At 41.8% G+C, this 21,036-nt stretch carries 19 protein-coding genes, 1 pseudogene and 1 riboswitch; of the genes and pseudogenes, 17 read left to right on the top strand and 3 right to left on the bottom strand.

The genetic code is table 11. The features are described 5' to 3' along the window. Positions 1–12 precede the first annotated feature (12 nt). From DXA60_RS07495 to ribH, 5 genes are all read left to right on the top strand, one after another. Positions 13–765 carry a CAP domain-containing protein gene (locus DXA60_RS07495; protein ID WP_117920681.1) on the top strand — a complete coding sequence of 251 codons (753 nt, stop codon included), beginning with the start codon at positions 13–15 and terminating at the stop codon, positions 763–765. 54 nt (positions 766–819) lie between these two features. Beyond that, positions 820–934: riboswitch (FMN riboswitch) on the top strand. Positions 935–1,111: 177 nt separating this feature from the next. Next, a complete protein-coding gene (gene ribD / locus DXA60_RS07490; protein WP_117920680.1) occupies positions 1,112–2,212 on the top strand; it encodes a bifunctional diaminohydroxyphosphoribosylaminopyrimidine deaminase/5-amino-6-(5-phosphoribosylamino)uracil reductase RibD in 1,101 nt (366 codons plus the stop codon). A gap of 59 nt (positions 2,213–2,271) precedes the next feature. Further along, the gene (locus tag DXA60_RS07485) at positions 2,272–2,919 is read left to right on the top strand and encodes a riboflavin synthase (protein WP_117920679.1); all 648 of its coding nucleotides are present in this window, start codon (positions 2,272–2,274) and stop codon (positions 2,917–2,919) included. Between the two features lie 50 nt (positions 2,920–2,969). Next, complete coding sequence (locus DXA60_RS07480) at positions 2,970–4,172, top strand: bifunctional 3,4-dihydroxy-2-butanone-4-phosphate synthase/GTP cyclohydrolase II (RefSeq protein ID WP_117920678.1); 1,203 nt, start codon at positions 2,970–2,972, stop codon at positions 4,170–4,172. 70 nt (positions 4,173–4,242) lie between these two features. After that, positions 4,243–4,713 (top strand): 6,7-dimethyl-8-ribityllumazine synthase, encoded by a 471-nt coding sequence (gene ribH / locus DXA60_RS07475; protein ID WP_117920677.1) that lies wholly within the window; start codon positions 4,243–4,245, stop codon positions 4,711–4,713. A gap of 228 nt (positions 4,714–4,941) precedes the next feature. Here the strand turns inward: ribH and DXA60_RS07470 are convergent, their stop codons facing one another. Further along, positions 4,942–5,541: a DUF1349 domain-containing protein gene (locus DXA60_RS07470; RefSeq protein WP_015559396.1), complete on the bottom strand. Its 600-nt coding sequence runs from the start codon at positions 5,539–5,541 to the stop codon at positions 4,942–4,944. 42 nt (positions 5,542–5,583) lie between these two features. Then, positions 5,584–6,795 (bottom strand): MFS transporter, encoded by a 1,212-nt coding sequence (locus tag DXA60_RS07465; protein WP_117920676.1) that lies wholly within the window; start codon positions 6,793–6,795, stop codon positions 5,584–5,586. Between the two features lie 115 nt (positions 6,796–6,910). Between DXA60_RS07465 and DXA60_RS07460 the strand changes: the two genes are divergently transcribed. Together DXA60_RS07460 and DXA60_RS07455 are read left to right on the top strand one after the other, a co-directional pair. Then, positions 6,911–7,807, top strand: coding sequence for an AraC family transcriptional regulator (locus DXA60_RS07460; protein WP_243006808.1), 897 nt, complete (start codon positions 6,911–6,913; stop codon positions 7,805–7,807). A 376-nt stretch (positions 7,808–8,183) separates the two neighbouring features. Beyond that, positions 8,184–9,626 (top strand): annotated as a pseudogene (locus tag DXA60_RS07455) (IS1634 family transposase); the annotation flags it as partial. A 205-nt stretch (positions 9,627–9,831) separates the two neighbouring features. Here the strand turns inward: DXA60_RS07455 and DXA60_RS07450 are convergent. Then, complete coding sequence (locus DXA60_RS07450; RefSeq protein ID WP_117920674.1) at positions 9,832–12,246, bottom strand: sulfatase-like hydrolase/transferase; 2,415 nt, start codon at positions 12,244–12,246, stop codon at positions 9,832–9,834. A 386-nt stretch (positions 12,247–12,632) separates the two neighbouring features. On the opposite strand from DXA60_RS07450, the gene moaC reads away from it, so the two are divergent. The 10 genes from moaC (at position 12,633) to DXA60_RS07395 (ending at position 20,991) form a co-directional block, all read left to right on the top strand. Beyond that, positions 12,633–13,112, top strand: coding sequence for a cyclic pyranopterin monophosphate synthase MoaC (gene moaC / locus DXA60_RS07445; protein WP_117920673.1), 480 nt, complete (start codon positions 12,633–12,635; stop codon positions 13,110–13,112). A gap of 1,117 nt (positions 13,113–14,229) precedes the next feature. After that, complete coding sequence (locus DXA60_RS07435; RefSeq protein WP_117920671.1) at positions 14,230–14,733, top strand: MogA/MoaB family molybdenum cofactor biosynthesis protein; 504 nt, start codon at positions 14,230–14,232, stop codon at positions 14,731–14,733. 271 nt (positions 14,734–15,004) lie between these two features. Continuing rightward, positions 15,005–15,634 carry a sulfurtransferase-like selenium metabolism protein YedF gene (yedF, locus tag DXA60_RS07430; protein ID WP_117920695.1) on the top strand — a complete coding sequence of 210 codons (630 nt, stop codon included), beginning with the start codon at positions 15,005–15,007 and terminating at the stop codon, positions 15,632–15,634. Next, entirely contained in the window at positions 15,631–16,770 is a 1,140-nt protein-coding gene (locus DXA60_RS07425) for an aminotransferase class V-fold PLP-dependent enzyme (protein ID WP_117920670.1), read from the top strand. Before yedF ends, DXA60_RS07425 begins: the two co-directional genes overlap by 4 nt. A gap of 44 nt (positions 16,771–16,814) precedes the next feature. Continuing rightward, positions 16,815–17,165 (top strand): winged helix-turn-helix domain-containing protein, encoded by a 351-nt coding sequence (locus DXA60_RS07420; RefSeq protein WP_117920694.1) that lies wholly within the window; start codon positions 16,815–16,817, stop codon positions 17,163–17,165. A gap of 79 nt (positions 17,166–17,244) precedes the next feature. Further along, positions 17,245–18,282, top strand: a complete 1,038-nt coding sequence (gene selD, locus DXA60_RS07415) for a selenide, water dikinase SelD (protein ID WP_117920669.1) — start codon at positions 17,245–17,247, stop codon at positions 18,280–18,282. A 117-nt stretch (positions 18,283–18,399) separates the two neighbouring features. Continuing rightward, positions 18,400–18,636: a DUF3343 domain-containing protein gene (locus DXA60_RS07410; protein ID WP_117920693.1), complete on the top strand. Its 237-nt coding sequence runs from the start codon at positions 18,400–18,402 to the stop codon at positions 18,634–18,636. Between the two features lie 33 nt (positions 18,637–18,669). Then, a complete protein-coding gene (locus DXA60_RS07405; protein WP_117920668.1) occupies positions 18,670–18,960 on the top strand; it encodes a P-II family nitrogen regulator in 291 nt (96 codons plus the stop codon). A 156-nt stretch (positions 18,961–19,116) separates the two neighbouring features. Further along, positions 19,117–19,944, top strand: a complete 828-nt coding sequence (yqeB, locus tag DXA60_RS07400) for a selenium-dependent molybdenum cofactor biosynthesis protein YqeB (protein WP_117920667.1) — start codon at positions 19,117–19,119, stop codon at positions 19,942–19,944. Positions 19,945–19,965: 21 nt separating this feature from the next. Further along, positions 19,966–20,991 carry a molybdopterin-binding protein gene (locus DXA60_RS07395; RefSeq protein ID WP_117920666.1) on the top strand — a complete coding sequence of 342 codons (1,026 nt, stop codon included), beginning with the start codon at positions 19,966–19,968 and terminating at the stop codon, positions 20,989–20,991. Positions 20,992–21,036 lie beyond the last annotated feature (45 nt).

The following is a 21,036-nucleotide window of genomic DNA, read 5'->3' as shown; positions in this document are numbered from 1 at the left end:
GAAGGATGAGGAATGAAAAGTGTAAAGAAAAAGATAACGGCAATGTTGTTAACAATTCTTCTTATATTTAGCGGGAGCATGATCGCAGTGGATGTTATGCAGCCAGTCACTGTTGCAGCGGCATCTGCTGTAAAGCTGAATAAAACGAGCCTGACGATGACAAAGGGAAAGACATATCAGCTTAAATTAAGACCGGCGCAGAAAAAAGTGAAATGGTCATCTTCAAAGAAAACAGTAGTCAGCGTTTCAAAAAGTGGAAAACTGACTGCAAAAAAAGCAGGAAAAGCAACAATTACGGCAAAGGTCGGGAAAAAGAAATATACCTGCAAAGTAACGGTAAAAAATAAGCCGGCGGCTGTTCTGACAAAAGCAGATAAAGAGAAAGCAGAAGTTCTAAAGCTGATCAACAAGGAGAGAAAGGCGCAGGGAAAATCTTCTCTGAAAATGAATGATACCTTAAATGCTGCAGCAGATAAGCGGGCAAAAGAGCTTACACAGCTGTTTTCGCATACAAGACCAAACGGAGAGAGCTGTTTTTCTATTTTAAGTGAAAAGAAGTATCAGGTAAATTATCGCAGTGCAGGTGAAAATATTGCGGCAGGTTATACCGATGCAGCAGATGTTATGAATGGATGGATGAACTCACCGGGACATCGTGCTAATATTTTAAGCGATTCTTATGATCAGGTTGGAATCGGTTATTATTATGATGCGAATGCGCCATATCGTTATTATTGGGTGCAGATCTTTATGGGAAGCTGGTAAAAAAGTATTGACATTTTAAGAAAGAGTGTTATACTCGGACACATAAAAACAGAATATGATCTTCAGGGCAGGGTGAGATTCCCTACCGGTGGTATAGCCCACGAGCCGCAAGGCATGATTCGGTGTAACTCCGAAGCCGACAGTATAGTCTGGATGAAAGAAGATATGGATAAGCAGGATTGAAAGGATCGTTTTAAACGATCGGTAAGAATGCATACAAGGCTCTGGAATAGTTTTATTTCAGAGCCTTTTTGTTTGTGACAATAGAATTTCGCAGAGCGTGTATTCTATCGTCATGAATCAACAAAGATTGCAGACTCTGTCTTGCAGAAAGGGGAATGTATTCATGCAACAGGAAAGATATATGCGCCGTGCAATGGAACTTGCAGAACTCGGCAGAGGATGGACAAAGACAAATCCGGTGGTTGGTGCGGTTCTTGTAAAAGGGGACAGGATCATCGGGGAAGGCTATCATAAAAAATTTGGCGGACTTCACGCAGAGAGGGAAGCGCTGGCGGATTGCAGGAGCAGGGGAGAAGATCCGGCGGGAGCAGACCTTTATGTGACATTAGAACCGTGCTGTCATTACGGGAAAACGCCTCCATGTACACAGGCGATCATAGAAGCTGGCATCAGCCATGTGTTTGTCGGGGCGAAAGATATTAATCCACTTGTGGCGGGAGGCGGAATCCGGCAGTTAAGGGAGCAAGGCATCCTGGTGACGGAAGGAGTTTTACAGGAGGAATGTGAGTACCAAAATCGGGTATTTTTTCATTATATCCAGACAAAACTGCCCTATGTGAGGATGAAATATGCGATGACACTGGATGGAAAAATCGCGTCGGCATCCGGAAAATCGAAATGGATCACCGGGGAGGCGGCAAGAGAACAGGTACACCGCATGCGACATGAAATGACCGGAATCATGGTTGGGGCAGACACGGTAATCGCGGATGATCCAATGTTAAACTGCCGTTTGCCACAAACGAAAGACCCGGTCAGGATCGTTTGTGATACGACACTGCGGATACCGCTTAAGAGCCGTATCGTGCAGACCGCAGAGGAGCAGAAGACCATCATTGCAACCTGCTGTCAGGATGAAGCAAGGATCAGGGAATATCAGAAATATGCATGCCGGATCATAGTGACAGAGCGTGCGGATGGAAAAGTAGATTTAAAAGAACTGATGCGGCAGCTTGGAGCAGACGGGATCGAGAGTGTATTACTTGAGGGCGGTGCCATGCTGAACTGGTCGGCGTTAGAAGCCGGAATCGTCAATGAGGTGTATGCGTATGTGGCACCGAAACTGTTTGGTGGTGCAGCTGCCAAAAGTCCGGTTGCAGGAATGGGCGTGGATCATCCCGATGATGCGTACCATCTGGTCAATCAGAGGATACAGCAGGTGGGGGAGGACATTCTGATCACCGGGGAGCTGAAAAATAAATGAGAGGGAAATAGATACATAAGGTTTGAACATACCGTAAAAAGGCAGGGAGGGGAGGAAATTTGTTTACAGGAATTGTGGAAGAGGTCGGAAGAATCATAACAGCGGACCGGAAAGGCAATTCTGCCAGACTGAAAATAGAGGCAGAAAAAGTATTGGAGGATATCAAAATTGGTGACAGCATTGCCGTCAACGGAATCTGTCTTACCGTGACATCTTTTGGAAAAAACTATTTTACCGCCGATGTGATGCACGAAACGCTGCGGAGGTCATCGATTGGAGAAGCAGCGTCAGGCAGCCCGGTGAATCTGGAGCGCGCGATGGCGGCGAACGGCAGATTTGGCGGTCACATCGTGACAGGACATATTGACGGAACCGGAACGATCTGTGAAGTCATATCAGATGAGATCGCGATTTATTATTCCATTAAAGCGCCTGAGAAGATCATGCACTACATTGTTGAAAAGGGTTCTGTCGCAGTGGATGGGATCAGCCTTACCATTGCAGAAACGACACAGACCACTTTTATGGTGTCTGTTATCCCGCATACGGCGCAGTGTACGGTTTTGGCTCACAAAAAGGCGGGGGATAAGGTAAATCTGGAAAATGACTGTATCGGGAAGTATATAGAACATTTTTTGAACTGGAAGGAAGAAAAAATAACGGAGAGTAAGATCACGAAGGAGTTTTTATTTTCTAATGGATTTTGAAAACTCAGAAAAATCAAGTGAAAGTTCTTGCATGGAAAGGGAGAAGTATAATGAGAGAATTTGATACAGTGGAACAGGCATTAGAAGAATTGAAAAAAGGAAAGATCATTCTTGTGACAGATGATGAAGATCGTGAGAATGAAGGGGATTTTATCTGCGCGGCAGAGTTTGCAACGACAGAAAATCTGAATTTTATGGCAACACATGGAAAAGGACTGATCTGCATGCCGATGTCAAAGGAGATCTGTGAAAAATTAAGACTCCCGCAGATGGTGGCAGACAATACGGATAACCATGAGACCGCATTTACCGTATCGATCGATTATGTCGGCACAACGACTGGAATATCGGCGGAGGAACGCGGTATGACGGCAAGGCATTGCATCAGTGAGGATGCAAAACCGGAAGATTTTCGCAGACCGGGACACATGTTTCCACTGCTTGCAAAAAAGAATGGTGTGTTAGAACGTAACGGTCATACAGAAGCAACCGTTGACCTGATGCGTCTTGCCGGATTAAAAGAGTGTGGTTTATGCTGTGAGATTATGCGTGAGGACGGAACAATGATGCGTACAACAGAGCTCATGGAATTGGCAGAAAAGTGGAACATCTGTTTTATCACGATCGCGGCAATTCAGGAGTACCGCAAAAAACATGAGAAACTGGTAGAGTGCGCAGCAGTCGCAAAACTCCCGACAAAATATGGAGAATTTAAAGCGTATGGTTATCAGAATATTTTAAACGGGGAACATCATGTTGCGCTGGTAAAAGGTGAGATCGGAGACGGAGAGGATGTGCTATGCCGTGTACACTCCGAGTGCCTGACGGGAGATGTATTCGGATCTTTGAGGTGTGACTGCGGGGAACAGCTTGCTGCGGCAATGGAACAGATCGAAAAAGAAGGCCGCGGAATCCTGCTTTATATGCGGCAGGAGGGAAGAGGCATCGGATTACTGAACAAGCTGCGCGCCTATACATTGCAGGAGAAAGGAATGGATACGTTAGAGGCGAACCTTGCGCTCGGTTTTGCGGGGGATGAGCGGGAGTATTACATCGGAGCACAGATTTTAAAAGATCTCGGTGTAAAAACGCTGCGGCTTCTGACCAATAACCCGGATAAAGTTTACCAGTTGAAAGATTATGGCATGGAAATCAAAGAGCGCGTGCCGATCCAGATGAAGGCGACACCGTATGATCTGTTTTATCTGCGGACGAAACAGGAAAAGATGGGGCATATGCTTCGTTTTGAATAAGAGGATAAATATAATATTAAGTATCTATGGTGTCAACCTGACACCAACGTTATAAAAAGGAGATTAAAAAATGAACGTTTTAGAAGGAAAATTAACAGGAGCAGAGGACATTAAGATTGGGATTGTGGCAGCGAGGTTTAATGAATTTATCGTGTCAAGGCTGATCGGGGGTGCACTTGACGGGTTGAAGCGTCATGATGTACCGGAGGAGCAGATTGATCTGGCATGGGTGCCGGGAGCGTTTGAGATACCGGTGATCGCAGAGAAGATGGCGGCAAGTGGAAAGTATGATGCAGTGATCTGCCTTGGGGCAGTGATACGCGGGGCAACGAGCCATTATGATTATGTGTGCAATGAAGTTTCCAAAGGGATTGCAAGCGTTTCCTTACAGAGCAAAATTCCGGTTATGTTTGGCGTTCTCACGACAGATAATATTGAACAGGCAATCGAGCGCGCAGGCAGTAAGGCAGGAAATAAGGGGTATGAATGCGCTGTGGGTGCGATTGAGATGGTGAACCTGATGCGTGTGATGAAGAACTAAAGAAGAGACCAGGCGGTGCCAGATGTTTCTGGATTCTAAGCTGCCTTAAAAATGGTTCGTTCCCGGATTCTAATTAAAAGGGAGCATCCCAAAGTTTGTGTAAACCTCCAAACTGATGTAAGATAAAATTACTCAGTTTGGAGGTTATTTTTATGGCAAGAAGAAAAGACAGCCCACAAAAAGCAGCAATGAGAGAAATTTGAAGATTTATCTTTAGAAATCATATCATCAATCACGCCAGTCTGCATCTGATTCCCATTTACATTCCGTAATCTGCATATTTGAAAATGTTGCCTTATATGAGCCTTCTGTCGGGCTGCATGCATATATTCCATAAGTAATTTTTTCTGCACCTTCCCACATATGGAAAATACGCATTTGTCTGAAATTTATGCCATCCTCACTGCATTCAATACAGTAGTCACTGTCCCTTCGTGAAAAACGATACCACATACTTTTAATATCAGAGGATATGTCTGTTGTTGCCCAGTCAGAATATCCATGATTGGTTACAACGCTTCCCAATCGCTGTATTTTTTTATTCTCATATTCTATAGATGCCTTAAACCAATTATCACTATTTAAATACATAGCCACACCACACTGGTCAAAACGACAGGTACTCTCGAATTCTGTTTTAACAATAAAAGAAAAGTACTTGTCCGTTGTTTCAACTTGAAATACTGGAGCATTATCATTTTGAAAACCATAATAAGTGCGTGCCCATAAGTCGGTACCCCTTTCTGTAAGAATTACAACTTTATCCTCACTAATTTGTACCTGCTTTGGTTGACGTATCCATTTAGGATTGTTTTTCAAAAATTCCATCTTTTTTCTCACTTTCTTTTTTATTTTAATAAGCAGCTATATTTAGTGCCTACTTTTCACTGTATTATAATTAGTAATTTTCTTTTGTCTTCTGCAAAGAATGACTCCTATAAGTAGCAACACTGGAAAAATAATTCCTGCCAAAATTCCCATCTTTAGGTTATCCCCAAAAGCTCCTGATACCATTCCAACCAATGTAGGACCTCCTGAACAACCTATATCTCCACCTAATGCCAGCAATGCAAACATGGCTGTTCCCCCTTTGGGCAAAGCTGCTGATGCCTTGCTGAAAGTTCCAGGCCACATGATTCCCACTGAAAGCCCACAGACAGCGCAGGCAATCAGATTTAATAGCGGAATCGAGAATAATGAAATCCCTAAATAGGATAAAATACATAAAAAACTACTATAAATCATAAAGTGTTCCAAATTGATACGGTCACCATACTTACCATAAAACAATCTTGATATTCCCATTAGAACCGCAAATGCCATCGGCCCTGCTAAGTCGCCGGCTGTCTTTGAAATTCCAAGACCTTTTTCTGCAAAAGCAGAGGCCCATTGACTTACTGCTTGCTCACTTGCTCCTGCACATATCATCATAATCAACAAAATCCAAAAAATTTTCATCCGAAACAATTCCTTTAATCCAAGTCCGGTATCTCCATCCTCAAGCAATGGTGCAATGGGAACCTTTGAAAAAACAAAAGCATTTCCAATTGGAATAACCGCCCAAATAATGGCTAATATTTTCCAGTTATCTATACCGACTACATAAAAGAACACTGTTGATATGAGTACAACTCCGGCGTGTCCCCAGCAATAAAAAGAATGCAACAGGCTCATTGCTTTTTCCTTATTGTCGGATGGACAAGCCTCAACAACTGGACTGACTAGGACTTCCAAAAGTCCACCACCTACCGCATAGATCATTACAGCAATCAAAATTCCAATAAAGGAAACTGGTAAAATCTCTGGTAAAACTGTAAGAAGGAATAATCCTGCCGCTGCTAGAACATGAGCTATAATCATTGATATCCGATATCCTATTTTATCAACAAATCTGACAGAAAGAAAATCAACCAGTAGTTGTATCCCAAAATTAAAAGTCACTAACAATGTAATTTGGGAAATTGGAATATGATAGCATTTCTGAAAAAACAAAAAAAGCAGTGGTGTAAAATTATTAACGATAGCTTGTACAATATAACCTACAAAACAGGCTGTAATTGTCTTATTATATTGGCTTTTCATTTTGTCCTCCTCTAATAAATGTGATTATATCGTAAACTTTATATCTAGTCATTGTATAAAATCATATATTTATGGTACAATATAACAAATTTTATTATTTATGAGGAAATATAGCATGGAGACTTTTAAGATAATTACAGATGAAACACTACGAGAAACCATCCAGCATGGCAACAATCGTTATCCATTTGCATACTATCCTGATAATATTTGGAAATTTGACTTCCATCGCATTGACTGGCATTGGCATCATGAATTAGAATTTCTTTATACTGCTGAAGGTACTGCGCTCTGCCTTATAGGTACAAGTAAAATAGAACTACATAAAGGTTGCGGCATATTTATCAATAGCGGTGTCCTGCATCGTTTTGAAGCACAAAGCAGTACATTTGCACCTAATATTGTTTTTTCGCCAACCCTATTAGCACCCGAAAACAGCCTCATTTACGAAAAATATATTCTTCCTGTGATAAGCTCGTCTGTTCCATATCAAGTTTTCAGTCCATCCAACACATTTGGAAAACAGGTGCTACAACTTTTGTCGCAAATTTGTACTATTCAGGAAACTAAGCCGGATAATGAATTATGTACTATACAACTTTTATTTCAGCTTTGGAACATATTGCAAAAAAATATGGACTGGACTTCTGATTCTAACAGTATTCATCGATTAAATCACAAACAAGCAAGATTACAAGCTATGATGCAGTATATTCATGATCACTACATGGAAGAGATTACATTGGAGACGATTGCGGCATCGGCATCTATCAGCAAAAGTGGAGCTTTACACATTTTTCAAACTGGCATCCACTGTTCTCCGGTAGCATATCTAATTCAATACAGACTAGCACAGGCTGCTGAACAACTTTATATCACTCAAAAATCGGTTTCTTCCATTGCAGAAGAAACCGGATTTACAAGTTCCGGATATTTCTGCCGGAAGTTTAGACAATATTATCATATGAGTCCAAATGAATACAGAAAGAAGAAAACAGAGGAAATTTCTTAATTTCTACTTTCTGTAATCATACAATATTTGGAGATGATGTTGTTTTTCGTTTTATTATCTGTATCAATTATGCTGACAATATACTATTTATGCATCATATTTACAATGTTCAAAAGATAAAAGTATTCTATATGCAAATGGATAGATTTATATATTTAATCTATCTGTTTGCAATTTTAATAATAACTCCTTGTATCCCGCCAGCCTTTCATATACCCGGGAGTTTGACAGTTGAATATTAGAAAATATACTCGCAGGTCGCATAAAACCTGCTTTTTTTGCGTCAATTTTCTTGTTTTACTATATTGCAATGTGTTGTATAATAAGCTATGGGAGGATTTTTGTATGCGAGTTACGACATCTAAATCAAAAAATTGGAGGGTATCTTTTTCCACAAGCTTTTTATTATCAGCTTCAGTTGGATAAGGCCTGCCGAAAACTTAGGGATAAGCATAAATTCAAATACGATATCAATGCCATTCTTTCTGACTTGATTTATGCAAGGATTTTAGAACCAGCCAGCAAACGTTCTTCTTTTAAAACGGCTTCTGAATTTCTGGAAAAACCTTCTTATCAACTGCACGACATATATCGTGCTCTTGATGTATTAGGAAACGAATGCGATTTTATCCAGTCAGAAGTATATAAAAACAGTCATCTTCTTGGAAAACGAAATGATAAGGTGCTTTATTATGATTGCACAAACTATTTCTTTGAAATCGAGCAGGAAGATGGGGATAAGAAATACGGAAAAGGAAAAGAACATCGTCCAAATCCCATCATACAAATGGGAATGTTCATGGATGGAGACGGGATTCCTCTTGCTTTTTCACTTTTTCCAGAAAATGCGAACGAACAGACTTCATTAAAGCCATTGGAAACAAAAGTTCTTCAGGACTTTGGCTGCACTAAATTTATTTACTGCAGCGATGCAGGACTTGGTTCAGAAGCCATCAAAAAAATAAATCATGCCGGCGAAAGAGCATTTATCGTTACCCAGTCGATCAAAAAATTAAATAAGGATGATAAAAGATGGGCGTTGGATAAGACTGGATTCAAACGGGTTTCCGATGATTCTCCTGTTGATCTTTCAAAAATCCCGGAAGATGATATGGGATTATATTATAAAGATGAGCCATATACGCCCCACTCGCTGCACCAGCGTCTGATTATTACATACTCTCCTAAATATGCGAAATATCAAAAAACAATACGCAATGAGCAAGTGGAACGTGCAGAAAAGATGCTCCATTCCGGAAAAACAAAAAAAGAACGAAGGAATCCAAATGATCCAGCAAGATTTATAGGTAAGACTGCCGTTACAGAAGATGGTGAAATTGCTAAGATTGAAAAATATCTGGACGTCGATAAGATTGAAAATGAAGCACTTTATGATGGAATGTATGCGGTAACGACAGACCTTCTGGATGATGATGTAAAAGATATCTTAAAAGTAAGCGAAGACCGATGGAAAATCGAAGAATGCTTCCGCATCATGAAAACTGATTTTGAAGCCAGACCGATATATCTCCAAGAGGATATGCGTATCAAAGCACACTTTCTCATCTGTTTTCTTGCGTTAGTAATCTATCGTTACCTGGAAAAGGGGTTAGGAAATACCTATACTTGTGAAACAATTTTAGACAAACTCAAGACCATGAATTTTGCCGATGTACAGGAACAGGGATTTATGCCCCTGTACACACGTGATAAATTAACCGATGCTTTGCATCAGGTATGTGGTTTTGAAACAGACTTTCAGCTTATTACCAAAAGTCAAATGAAAACAATTCAGAAAAAAAGTAAGGGAAGGAAATAAATTACCATACTTCAAAACGAGAACAAAACACCTCGCAACCAGCATAAACACTGGATTTGCGAGGCGTTTTAGTCTACTCAACTGTCAAAGACAGGATTTTAACACAGGACATAATGTAATCAAAATTATTTTGCAAAAAAACAAGCCCAATAGCAGCATCTTGCCACATATCGGACTTGTCTGTTATTTTGATTTTTTAATAAAGCTATCTGCCAAGTGCGTCAGAGATATTTTCGGAAGATTTCACTTCCGTACTTTCAGAGGATTTCACTTCTGTACTTTCAGAGGATTTTACCTCAGTGTTCTCAGACGATTTCACTTCAGTACTCTCAGACGATTTTACCTCCGTATTTTCGGACGATTTTACCTCCGTATTTTCGGAAGATTTCACCTCCGTATCTTCGGAAGATTTCACTTCCGTGCTTTCAGAAGATTTCATATCTGTCTTTTCCGAAGAAGGCATGTTCAGATTCCATGTGGATGCAGGGACTGGTACTTCGGTTGTCTCGGTTGGATCTTCCGTCTCTGTCTCATGGATCACATCTGGATCTTCATAAACAACCTCATCAACTCCGGCACGAAGAAGGATTCCCTTTGAACCGAGAATATTTACGCTGATCATATCTCCATCTTTTACGTTATCGAGACTGGTTGTAACAAGTGCAGAAGAAATGTAGTTGGTAGGAACTTTTTCACCATTTACAAAAATCTTTGTATTCTTGGTAAATCTTGAACCATAAACAGCAAGGATGTTACGGTCAGAGTTTTTGCGGAGATTGGAAATCGTAACATCCTCCACATCCATCTGAAGGTCAGTAGCAGGATAGAGATCCTCGCCGCTGTAAGTATATCTTTTGCCGTAAAGTAAATCATACTGCAGATTCTCAAGACCATTTAAGTATGTCTCGGAATTGCGCTGTGTCTGATGGTAATTAAACATGGTTCCTTCGTGGATACCTGCCTGATCTGTGATCTGGGAAAGAAGCTGGTAAGCGGTCAGATCAGCATCTTCTTTCGGAAGTCCCATATTATTCCAGGTGATATATTTTGTCTTGAAAATATCACCGGATTTCATATCAGAATCAGAAAGTCCCATGGTCGGAAGATGATCGCCGAACATTACGACGATGGTATCCTCACCACGACGGTCAACAGCGGAGATCAGATCGCCGATGAAATCATCTACCTCATGGATCATATTTACGTAATATTCCCACTGATTGTTTGATTCTTCTGTTGCTGCGCCGGTAACTTTGATTGCCGGATCAGTTAAAATCTTTTCGGTCGGGTAATCACCGTGGCCTTCTACGGTGATCGTATATACAAAATCGGACTGATCTTTTGTGGAATCCAAGGCTTTTACAGTTTCCTGAACCAGTACATCATCCGTTGGCCAGTTGCCGTTTGGTGTGTACTGTGAGATGTTCATCAGCTCTTTACTGGTAAAGGTATCGAATCCCATCATGGAGAAAGCATTGTTTCTGCTGTAAAAAGTAGCTGTATTATTGTGAACTACATGTGTTCCGTAACCGATCTTTGATAAGTCAGATGCGATACTCTCACAGTCAGTCTGTTTTAAGATGGTTTTATAAGGATACTCGCCGGTTCCAAAATACTGCATGCTCATACCGGTTAAAACTTCAAATTCTGTGTTTGCAGTACCTGCACCGACAACCGGAACGGTCAGATATCCGGTGGAGTAATTGCGCTCTAAATTATGGAAATTCGGAATCGGATCTTCGGACATATTTAAAAAGTTTACTTCGTAAGGATCTGTGAATGACTCTAACAGTACACAGATGATATTTGGTTCGCTGCCTTTAGAAACAGTGGTCTGTTCTTTGGAAGAATTAACCAGGGTTTCGATCGCATCGACCGTTTCCTCAGAATAATCATCCGGTTTGCTCATACCGCGACCAACCACACTGGTGGAAAAACCGTATACAAAACCATAATCGGCATAACCCTGAGCGATATTGGAAAAATAGGAAGCAAGGATGTTAGAACCCTGTGCAGCCTGTGTAGTAATCGGAAGTCCGACTAAAAGTAAAGCAGCAATCGAAACCGGACCTAATACAAAATGACGTTTTCCCTGATATTTTGGCCCTTTTGCAAAAAAGAAACCTAAAAATACAAAAAATGCAACAACAACACCGACTACAAGAGTTGCCTCTTCTGCGGTAAAATAGTTTGTATTCTGCATTGCGAACAGGTCAGAGATACATTTTAGATCGGTGTAGCTGAAAGGTGTGACACGGTTTGAAAGGATCAGACCGTTGATCGTACCAAGAAACAGCCATAAACCACTGATCAGTACACGTAGCTGCGCCCTGCACCGGAACAGATATACGATCGAGAGCGATGCAAATACGATAAATGCATTGTAAAGGTATGCAAGTGTGTGATTATGTAAGAAAGAGATGGTTGAAAGAAAATCTCTTCTTGAAATCACTTCGATCGCAAATGTCAGCATGCATGCTAAGATAAAATGAAATACTAATGAGTACTTGTTTAAAAATGCTATCATTTTATAATATTTTTCGCCGTGTGGCTTTTTCTTTGGTAATTTTGAACGGATAAGAGAAATCTTATCAAGACAAAGATGTAATTTTTCTTTCATGGTGACCTCCCAAAGTTTCGTATAATATCAAACTGTCTATCTTTAAATGGAAATGCTGTTGTTTTTGGTATTTTGTAAAAGGTACGTAAACCCTGTGTAAAAATATTATTTTTGACACTAAGAGAATATATCGCTTCTCAGGTAAAAAATCAATCGGAAAGATGAATAAAAAAGAATGAACAATCTGTGTTTTTCTATTGAATATGAATAAAAAATGAACAAAATATGTCCAAAACAGGTAAAAACAGGAAGAAAATTGGGATTGCAAGTGTGCAAATCTCCTATATAATAAGGAAAGAAGGTAATCAGATAAGCCCCAGATATTATAAAGTGCTGTCTGCACAGGCATATCAGGAAAATGTTGCGTCGGGAAAGGAGAGCCACATATGGGAGAGTTTACTCATTTTAATAAGGAAGGAAATGCGATCATGGTGGATGTTCATGCCAAGGATGATACCTACCGTGTGGCAGTGGCAGCCGGAAAGATATATGTCAATGAGGAGGTGTATGCGGCAATCAAGGGACATACCGCAAAAAAAGGAGATGTTCTTGGGGTGGCGCGCATTGCAGGAATCATGGCAGCAAAGAAAAATTCGGAACTGATCCCCCTATGTCATATCATTGCACTGACAGACTGTGAAGTCAGCTTTAAGATGCATGATGAGGAAAGTGCTATTGAGGTAATCTGTAAGACCTCCTGTATCGGAAAGACAGGTGTTGAGATGGAGGCGATGACAGGGGTGAGTGTGACACTTCTGACCATTTACGATATGTGCAAGGCGATGGACCGTGGGATGCGGATCACCGACATTCATTTGCTGGAAAAGGATGGCGGCAAGAGTGGACATTATGTCTGTGGAAAATAAGATTGGTGCCCGCCAAATGATGGTTTGGGTGTGAGTTGAGTTCCCCGGTGAAGGGTGGTTCCGGGGTTTTTGATTGGCAAATTGCATCAAGCCGGGACTGTTTTGTTCCGTTGTACGAAAATAAGAAAGTCTAAGTATGCCTGAGTTAGGTTGTGGCTGAGTGACGTGTGCGTCTTAAATGTGCCATCCGGGCACATTAAGACTTGTGCTGCCGTCCGTGGCAGCACAACACTGTATTTCGGGCAGGCATACTAAGACTTTCTATTTTTCTCCCAAAGTCACAAAACAAGTTCCGGCTTGATGCGTTTTGCCAGCCACAAGGTTGTGAACCACCCTTCGCCGGGGAACGCATTTTACAGCCTTGGTGGGCGTAAATTTTTAGTGTTTTGTGTCTGAATCTGATAAAAAAATATTTCCAAATAACTATATTCAATAATTTATTATTTGTTTGATAACGCTGGCAAAAACTTCAATGTATTCCACTATGCCCATGCTTATTGACATACATATTTGAAGAACATTTTGTGTTATTGGTCTGGCAATTTATGAAACAATTCATGTAGTATAATGTAGCAGATAAAAATTCTAGCAATTCATTAGGATAAATATTAATGATACAGCACATTAGCATTTTAAGCATATTTTCATTTGTGCGAATATCGAAAATTCGCACCAACGCCCCAATTCTGAGATGAACCGCCCGCCCAAATGGTGTTCACAACCCGACGATTGGCATTTTGCGCAAAGCCGAAGTAATTTTGTGACTTTGGGAGAAAATTAGAAAATCTTAGTGTGTCTATAGGTACACAGTGATGTTCTGCCACGGATGGCAGAACAAGGCAGCATCGAGTCATGGATGACTCGTTGTTGCCGTTCACGTCACTCCGAAAAAATCTAACTCAGACACACTTAGACTTTTCTTATTTTCGTACAACGGAACCAAAATTAACTCCGGCTTTGCGTAAGATGCCACTCACAAGCCTGCGACACACCATTTGGACGGGCGACGCATATCACCCACAAACCATCATTTGGCGGGCAGGTTCATGGAATTATTAACAGTTATCAACAAGCATGGATATTATTGAAACAAATCAGCATAGAAATGGAGAGTAAGATGAATAATAAGTACACAGTCGGAATCATAACAGCAAGCGACAAAGGTTCAAAGGGAGAGCGTGAGGATATCAGTGGAAAACGGATCAGAGAAATACTGCCGTCTGAAAAATACGAAATTATATCCTATCGGGTGCTGCCGGACGAGCAAAAAGAGCTGGAACAGGAAATGATAAGGCTTGCGGATGAATGTAAATGCAGCCTGATCTTAACGACAGGCGGAACCGGATTTTCCCTGCGGGATGTGACACCGGAGGCAACGCTTGCCGTTTGTGACCGGAATGCACCGGGAATTGCGGAGGCAATCCGGGCTTACAGCATGACAATTACGAAGCGTGCCATGTTAAGCCGTGGTGCAAGTGCGATCCGGGGGCAGTCCCTGATCGTAAATCTGCCGGGCAGTCCAAAAGCGGTCGAGGAAAGCCTGACTTATATCTTAGATTCGCTGGAACATGGGATGGATATTTTGTTGGGGAGAGATGGGGAATGTGCGCAGAGAGGATAGCTGTGTGGTGCTGAATGAGGTATGTCTGCCGGTTAAAATTTGAGTGATATTTTTAAAATACTATTTTCAAGCTGAGAAAATAATGTTATACTTATAAAAGAATAACGAGGGTGTTACTGGAGAGATTCCGTAATGCCCTTTTCTGATTCATATGGTTTCCCGTATTATAAGGCAGTTCAAAATTGATGTAGCAGGAAGTTAAGAGTTGCCTATGGTATATGGAATCTTTATAAGAATAATGAAAAAATTTAGCAGAAAGGCTGGAAAAAAGATGATCACAGTAAATGCAATGGGCGATACCTGCCCGATTCCGGTAGTAAAAACAAAAAATGCAATCAAAGAGCTTAAAGGTTCTGGTGTTGTGGAGACACTGGTGGATAACGAGATCGCGGTTCAGAATCTGACGAAGATGGCAAAACAGAAAGGCTATGGCGTGAAGTCCGAGAAAATCGCAGAGGGACAGTATAAAGTGACGATGGAGATTGAAGATGGAGCAGCAGACCAGAGTGATGCAATGTCCGTAACAGACACAGAAAAAGAAACCTGTGCTCCGAATGCAATCCATGGCAACACGGTTGTTGTGATCTCTGCAGATCATATGGGTGAGGGCGATAATGAGCTTGGAAAAGTTCTGATCAAGGGCTTTATTTATGCGCTGACAGAGCAGGATGTATTACCGAAAACCATGCTTTTTTATAACGGAGGTGCAAAACTGACCTGTGAGGAATCACCGACACTTGAGGATCTGAAATCATTAGAGGCACAGGGCGTGGAGATTTTAACCTGTGGTACATGCCTTAATCACTATGGACTTACGGATAAACTTCAGGTGGGAAGTGTAACAAATATGTATGTGATTGCTGAGAAAATGACACAGGCAGGAAATATTGTAAAACCATGATTTATTTAGATAATGCGGCAACTACATTTCCAAAACCACCGGAGGTAGAACAAGCCGTCACGGAGGCATTTCATACACTTGGAAATGCAGGAAGAGGAGCGCATGCGGCAACACTTGATGCATCCAGGATCATTTATGGAACCAGAGAGCGGATTGCAGAATTATTTCACGCGGAAGATGCATCACGTATTGCATTTACCTGTAATGTGACAGAAGCGTTAAATATTGCGATTCAGGGTTTATTTGAACCGGGAGATCACGTGATCACATCGGTATGTGAACATAACTCTGTCCTGCGTCCATTGTATCTGATGGAGCAGCGTGGTGTGAAAGTAACGTATCTTCCCGCAGATTCTAAGGGGCGGATTTTGTATGATGAGCTGGAACATGCATATCAGTCGGATACGAAAGCAGTTGTGATCACACATGCGTCAAATCTGACAGGAAATGTGACAGATTTAGAACGTATCGCTGCTTTTACAGAAAAACATCATCTTCTGTTAATTGTGGATGCTGCTCAGACCGCCGGAGTACTTCCAATCGATGTGCAGAAACAGAATATCGATGTACTCTGTTTTACCGGTCATAAAGGATTACTTGGCCCGCAGGGAACCGGAGGAATTTATGTGCGGAAAGGTGTGGATATCCGACCGCTTTTAGCGGGAGGAACCGGAGTCAAAAGTTACAGTAAAGCGCAGCCGGAAGAAATGCCGACCGCGCTTGAAGCTGGGACATTAAACGGACATGGGATTGCCGGATTGTACGCTGCTTTGGGTTATCTGCAAAAAATGGGCATTGGTATGATCTATAAACGTGAGATGGCTCTGGCAGATCGGTTTTATAATGGCGTAAAAGATATTTCCGGTGTAAACATTTATGGAGATTTTACAACGGAAAACAGAGTGGCAGTTGTCTCATTAAATATCAGGGATTTAGATTCCGGCAGTGTAAGCGACTGGCTCTGGGAAGATTATGAGATCGCAGTCCGTGCGGGGGCACATTGTGCGCCTATGATGCATGAGACGCTTGGAACAAAAGAGCAGGGGGCAGTAAGATTCAGCTTTTCCCATTTTAATACGGATGAGGAAGTGGATGCTGCGGTGCGAGCTGTGCGGGAGATTGCGGAGGAAGCATGACGGAAAGAGTCTGCATAATAAGCGGCAAAGAAAAGAGGATAGATATGAGTTTGGGAAAAAGAAAGCTTCATGAACAGGTGAGGCTGCGTATTTATGGAGATGAGCTTATATTCGGACCTGGCATTGCACAAATTATGGAACTTGTGGAGAAAACGGGATCTCTTTCTGAGGCGTGCCGTCAGATGCAGATGGCATATTCGAAAGGCTGGAGAATTGTAAAACGCGCTGAAAATGAACTTGGCTTTTCACTTATGACCGGAAATAGTGGTGGAAAAGGCGGCGGCAATATGACATTGACAGAACAGGGAAGGAATTTCCTGGAAAAGTATCAGGCGATGGATGCGGAGTTAAAGAAGGATGCACAGACGTTGTTTGAAAAATATTTCACAAATTAATTTATAGAAAATGTCAATAACTCTCATCCTTTCAGGCATAAAACAGAGTGCGCACAGATCACGGAGGTGTAAGACAGATATGGAACAAAATCAGGAAAAAATCATATTTTGCAAGGGTGGCGGATGCACTGCAAAGCTCGGTGCAGGCATTTTAAGCAGAGTGTTAGAGCGTTTGCCGAAAGGCCCGGCAGATGAGAATCTTCTCATCGGATATGACAGCAAGGATGATGCAGCAGTCTATCGTATTTCCGATGATACGGCAATCGTACAGACCCTTGATTTTTTCCCCCCAATGGTGGATGATCCGTACACCTTTGGAAAAATTGCGGCGGCAAATGCGCTCAGTGATATCTATGCGATGGGCGGCGAAGTAAAGACAGCATTAAATATCGTATGTTTTCCGGAGAGTATGGATTTGAATATTTTAGGTGAGATCATGCGGGGCGGCTCCGAAAAAGTCATTGAGGCGGGAGGAACTCTTGCAGGCGGTCATTCCATTGCCGATACAGATGTGAAGTATGGACTTTCTGTCATGGGAACTGTGCATCCGGACAAGATATATCCGAATAATCAGGGAAAACCGGGTGACAAACTGATCTTAACAAAGAAACTCGGAGTTGGAATTGTCTGTACGGCAAACCGTGTAAAAGAGGCATCTGATGCTGCAATGGAACAGGCAGTTGCATCTATGACAATGTTGAATAAATATGCTTCCCATATCTGTCATCCATATGAGATCCATGCATGTACAGATGTGACAGGCTTTGGTTTTTTGGGACATCTGCATGAAATGATGGATGGGAAGTTATCCTGCCGTATTTTTGCAGACCAGGTACCTGTGATAAAAGAAGCACTTGATTATGCAGATGAGTTTTTGCTGACGGCGGCAGGTCAGAAAAACCGGAATCATGTGGGTGAATCTGTTTCATTTGAAAATGTCACTTTTGCAATGGAAGAGGTTTTATTTGATCCACAGACTTCTGGCGGACTGCTGATTGCAGTGCCAGAAAAGCAGGCAGAGGCACTTTTAGCAGATCTAAAGAAGGAAGGGCATCCGGCTGCCATAGTTGGGGAGATCCTTCCAAAATCTGAAAAGGAAATTTATGTGTGTGGATAATTGGAAAATCTGCCTGACAATTCATTACATTAAGATATTTTATAATAATTCCGGACAAAATTTAAATAGTGATATTGGCTCCAACATCACGAAATAAGGTTAGCAGGGATGGAGATCATGAGAGAAAAGAAAAATTACAGAATCATCACATTTCATACCACATCAGCGGCAATGGCAATGGAAAAATATTGCAATGAGAATTCCATCAAAGGACGGCTGATCCCGGTTCCAAGAGAACTTTCTGCAGGGTGTGGACTGGCGTGGAGAATGGAACCGGGAGATTATGAAGGGTCCGGTAAAGAAATTGAAAAATCAGGAATTGAGATGGAACAGAGTGTAGAAATATATATCTAAATAAAAAAGTATCATTCTGTTGGAAAAGACAAAATGAGACTGGAAGCCTATGAAAAGGTAAATGGTATGAATATCGCAAATATTATGGGATGTGGTAATCAAAAAGGAAATCTTAGATCGACCAGACAGTATGAGTTTTCTGTTAATCTGCTGCCAAAGATTAAAGTAGAAACCGTTGTAACGGATGAACAGGCACCGGCGATCGTGGACGAGGTTGTAAAGGAGATTCAGACAGGAAACTTTGGCGATGGTAAGATTTTTATTTATGACGTAGAAGATGCGGTCAGAATCAGAACTGGTGAGCATGGTGGTGATGCACTATAAAATACGTCAGTATTGACTTGACAAAAATTATAAGTATGGTTATTCTTATAAAAGATAGCAATGTGTAAGCTGAATGAAAGATAGCCAATGTGGGTAGAGTCCCCACATTGGTTTTCTTTTTTTCTTAATGATAATTGTCTGAAAGGCAGATGAGAAATATTGAAGAAACCATTCATTATAGTAAGAGGCGGTGGCGATCTTGCCACCGGAACTATTCACAGACTCTGGTCGGCAGGATTTCCGGTTCTGGTGCTTGAGACAGAGCATCCGGCAGCAATCCGGCGTCAGGTAGCCATCTGTGAGGCTGTTTATGAGGGCAGTGCCACGGTAGAAGGCATGGAGGCTGTTTTGATCAAAGATGTTACAGAAGCAGAAAAAGTGATCGGCGCTGGAAAAGTTCCGTTACTGGTAGATCCGGACGGAGCAGCCATTGCAGCATTAAAGCCCGATGTGGTCGTTGATGCAATCCTTGCAAAGAAAAATCTCGGAACAACACGCAATATGGCAGCACTTACGGTAGGACTTGGTCCCGGATTTACTGCGGGGGAAGATGTGGATATCGTTATTGAGACAAAGCGAGGACATAATCTTGGCCGGATCATCCGTGAGGGATCAGCTATTCCCAATACCGGAATACCGGGCAATATTGGCGGCTATGCGGCAGAGCGTGTGATTCATGCAGGCGCACCGGGTATTCTTTATAATGTGCATAAGATCGGCGATATTGTTGAACAGGGCGAGAAAATTGCGTATATCATGAATGAGGATGAAAATGCCAGATATTCTGTAACCGCCACGATCCCCGGTATTATCCGCGGACTGATCCGTGATAGATATCCGGTTACAAAAGGCTTTAAGATTGCAGATATCGATCCGCGCAAAAGCGAACTTTCGAACTGTTTTACCATTTCGGATAAAGCGCGCTGTATTGCAGGCAGTGTGCTTGAAGTTGTCTGTGCTTTTGACACTGACAATTTATCATAAAAAGAAAGGAGCATATGCTTCATGAAACTGATAAAGACAGAAGATGCAGTCGGTCAGGTTCTCTGCCACGATATCACACAGATTATTAAGGGTGTTACAAAAGATGCGGTTTTCCGCAAAGGACATATCATCACAGAAGAAGATATTCCGGTGCTTCTAAGTGTTGGAAAGGATCATATTTACATCTGGGAAAAAGATGACAAGATTCTTCATGAAAACGAGGCGGCACAGATTCTTTATGAGATGTGCAGAAATGACTACATGCATCCATCGGATGTCAAAGAAGGTAAAATTGAACTGATCGCGGATTGCGACGGACTGTTAAAAGTTGATAAAGAAAAATTAAAAAAGGTGAACAGTTTCGGGGAAATGATGATCGCCAGCCGCCATGGAAATACACCAGTGAAGGCAGGGGACAAGCTTGCGGGAACCAGAATCATACCACTTGTCATTAAAAAGGAAAAGATGGAACGCGCAAAAGAAATATGCGAGGATGCTCCTATTTTTACACTAAAGCCATTTCACAAGAAAAAAGCTGCGATCATCACGACGGGAAATGAAGTTTATCACGGAAGGATCGCAGATACTTTTACACCGGTCATCCGGGAAAAATTAGCAGAATATGATACGGAAGTCATTTTTCATGAGACCTTTGATGATGATAACGAAAAGATTACGGACGGCTGTCTTGCGGCGATCGAAGCAGGAGCAGATCTTGTGATCTGTACCGGGGGCATGAGTGTGGACCCGGATGATAAAACACCGCTTGCCATCAAAAATACCGGGGCAGAGATCATTTCTTACGGTGCACCGGTATTGCCGGGAGCAATGTTTCTGCTTTCTTATTATAAAGAAAGCATTCCGATCCTTGGACTGCCGGGCTGTGTGATGTATGCAAAGCGTACGATTTTTGATCTGGTGCTGCCGCGCATTATGGCAGATGACAAAGTGACCGCAGAAGAACTTGCAGCACTTGGCGAGGGTGGGCTTTGCTTAAACTGTGAACACTGCATTTTCCCGAACTGTGGATTTGGAAAAGGATGGTAGCAGTAGCATAAGCTACAGAGCAGATTTTGAAATGAGATTTATGGA

It is taken from the genome of Roseburia sp. OF03-24, assembly GCF_003463035.1.
GTDB lineage: Bacteria > Bacillota > Clostridia > Lachnospirales > Lachnospiraceae > Roseburia > Roseburia rectibacter.
This window is presented reverse-complemented; position numbering and strand designations above follow the sequence as displayed.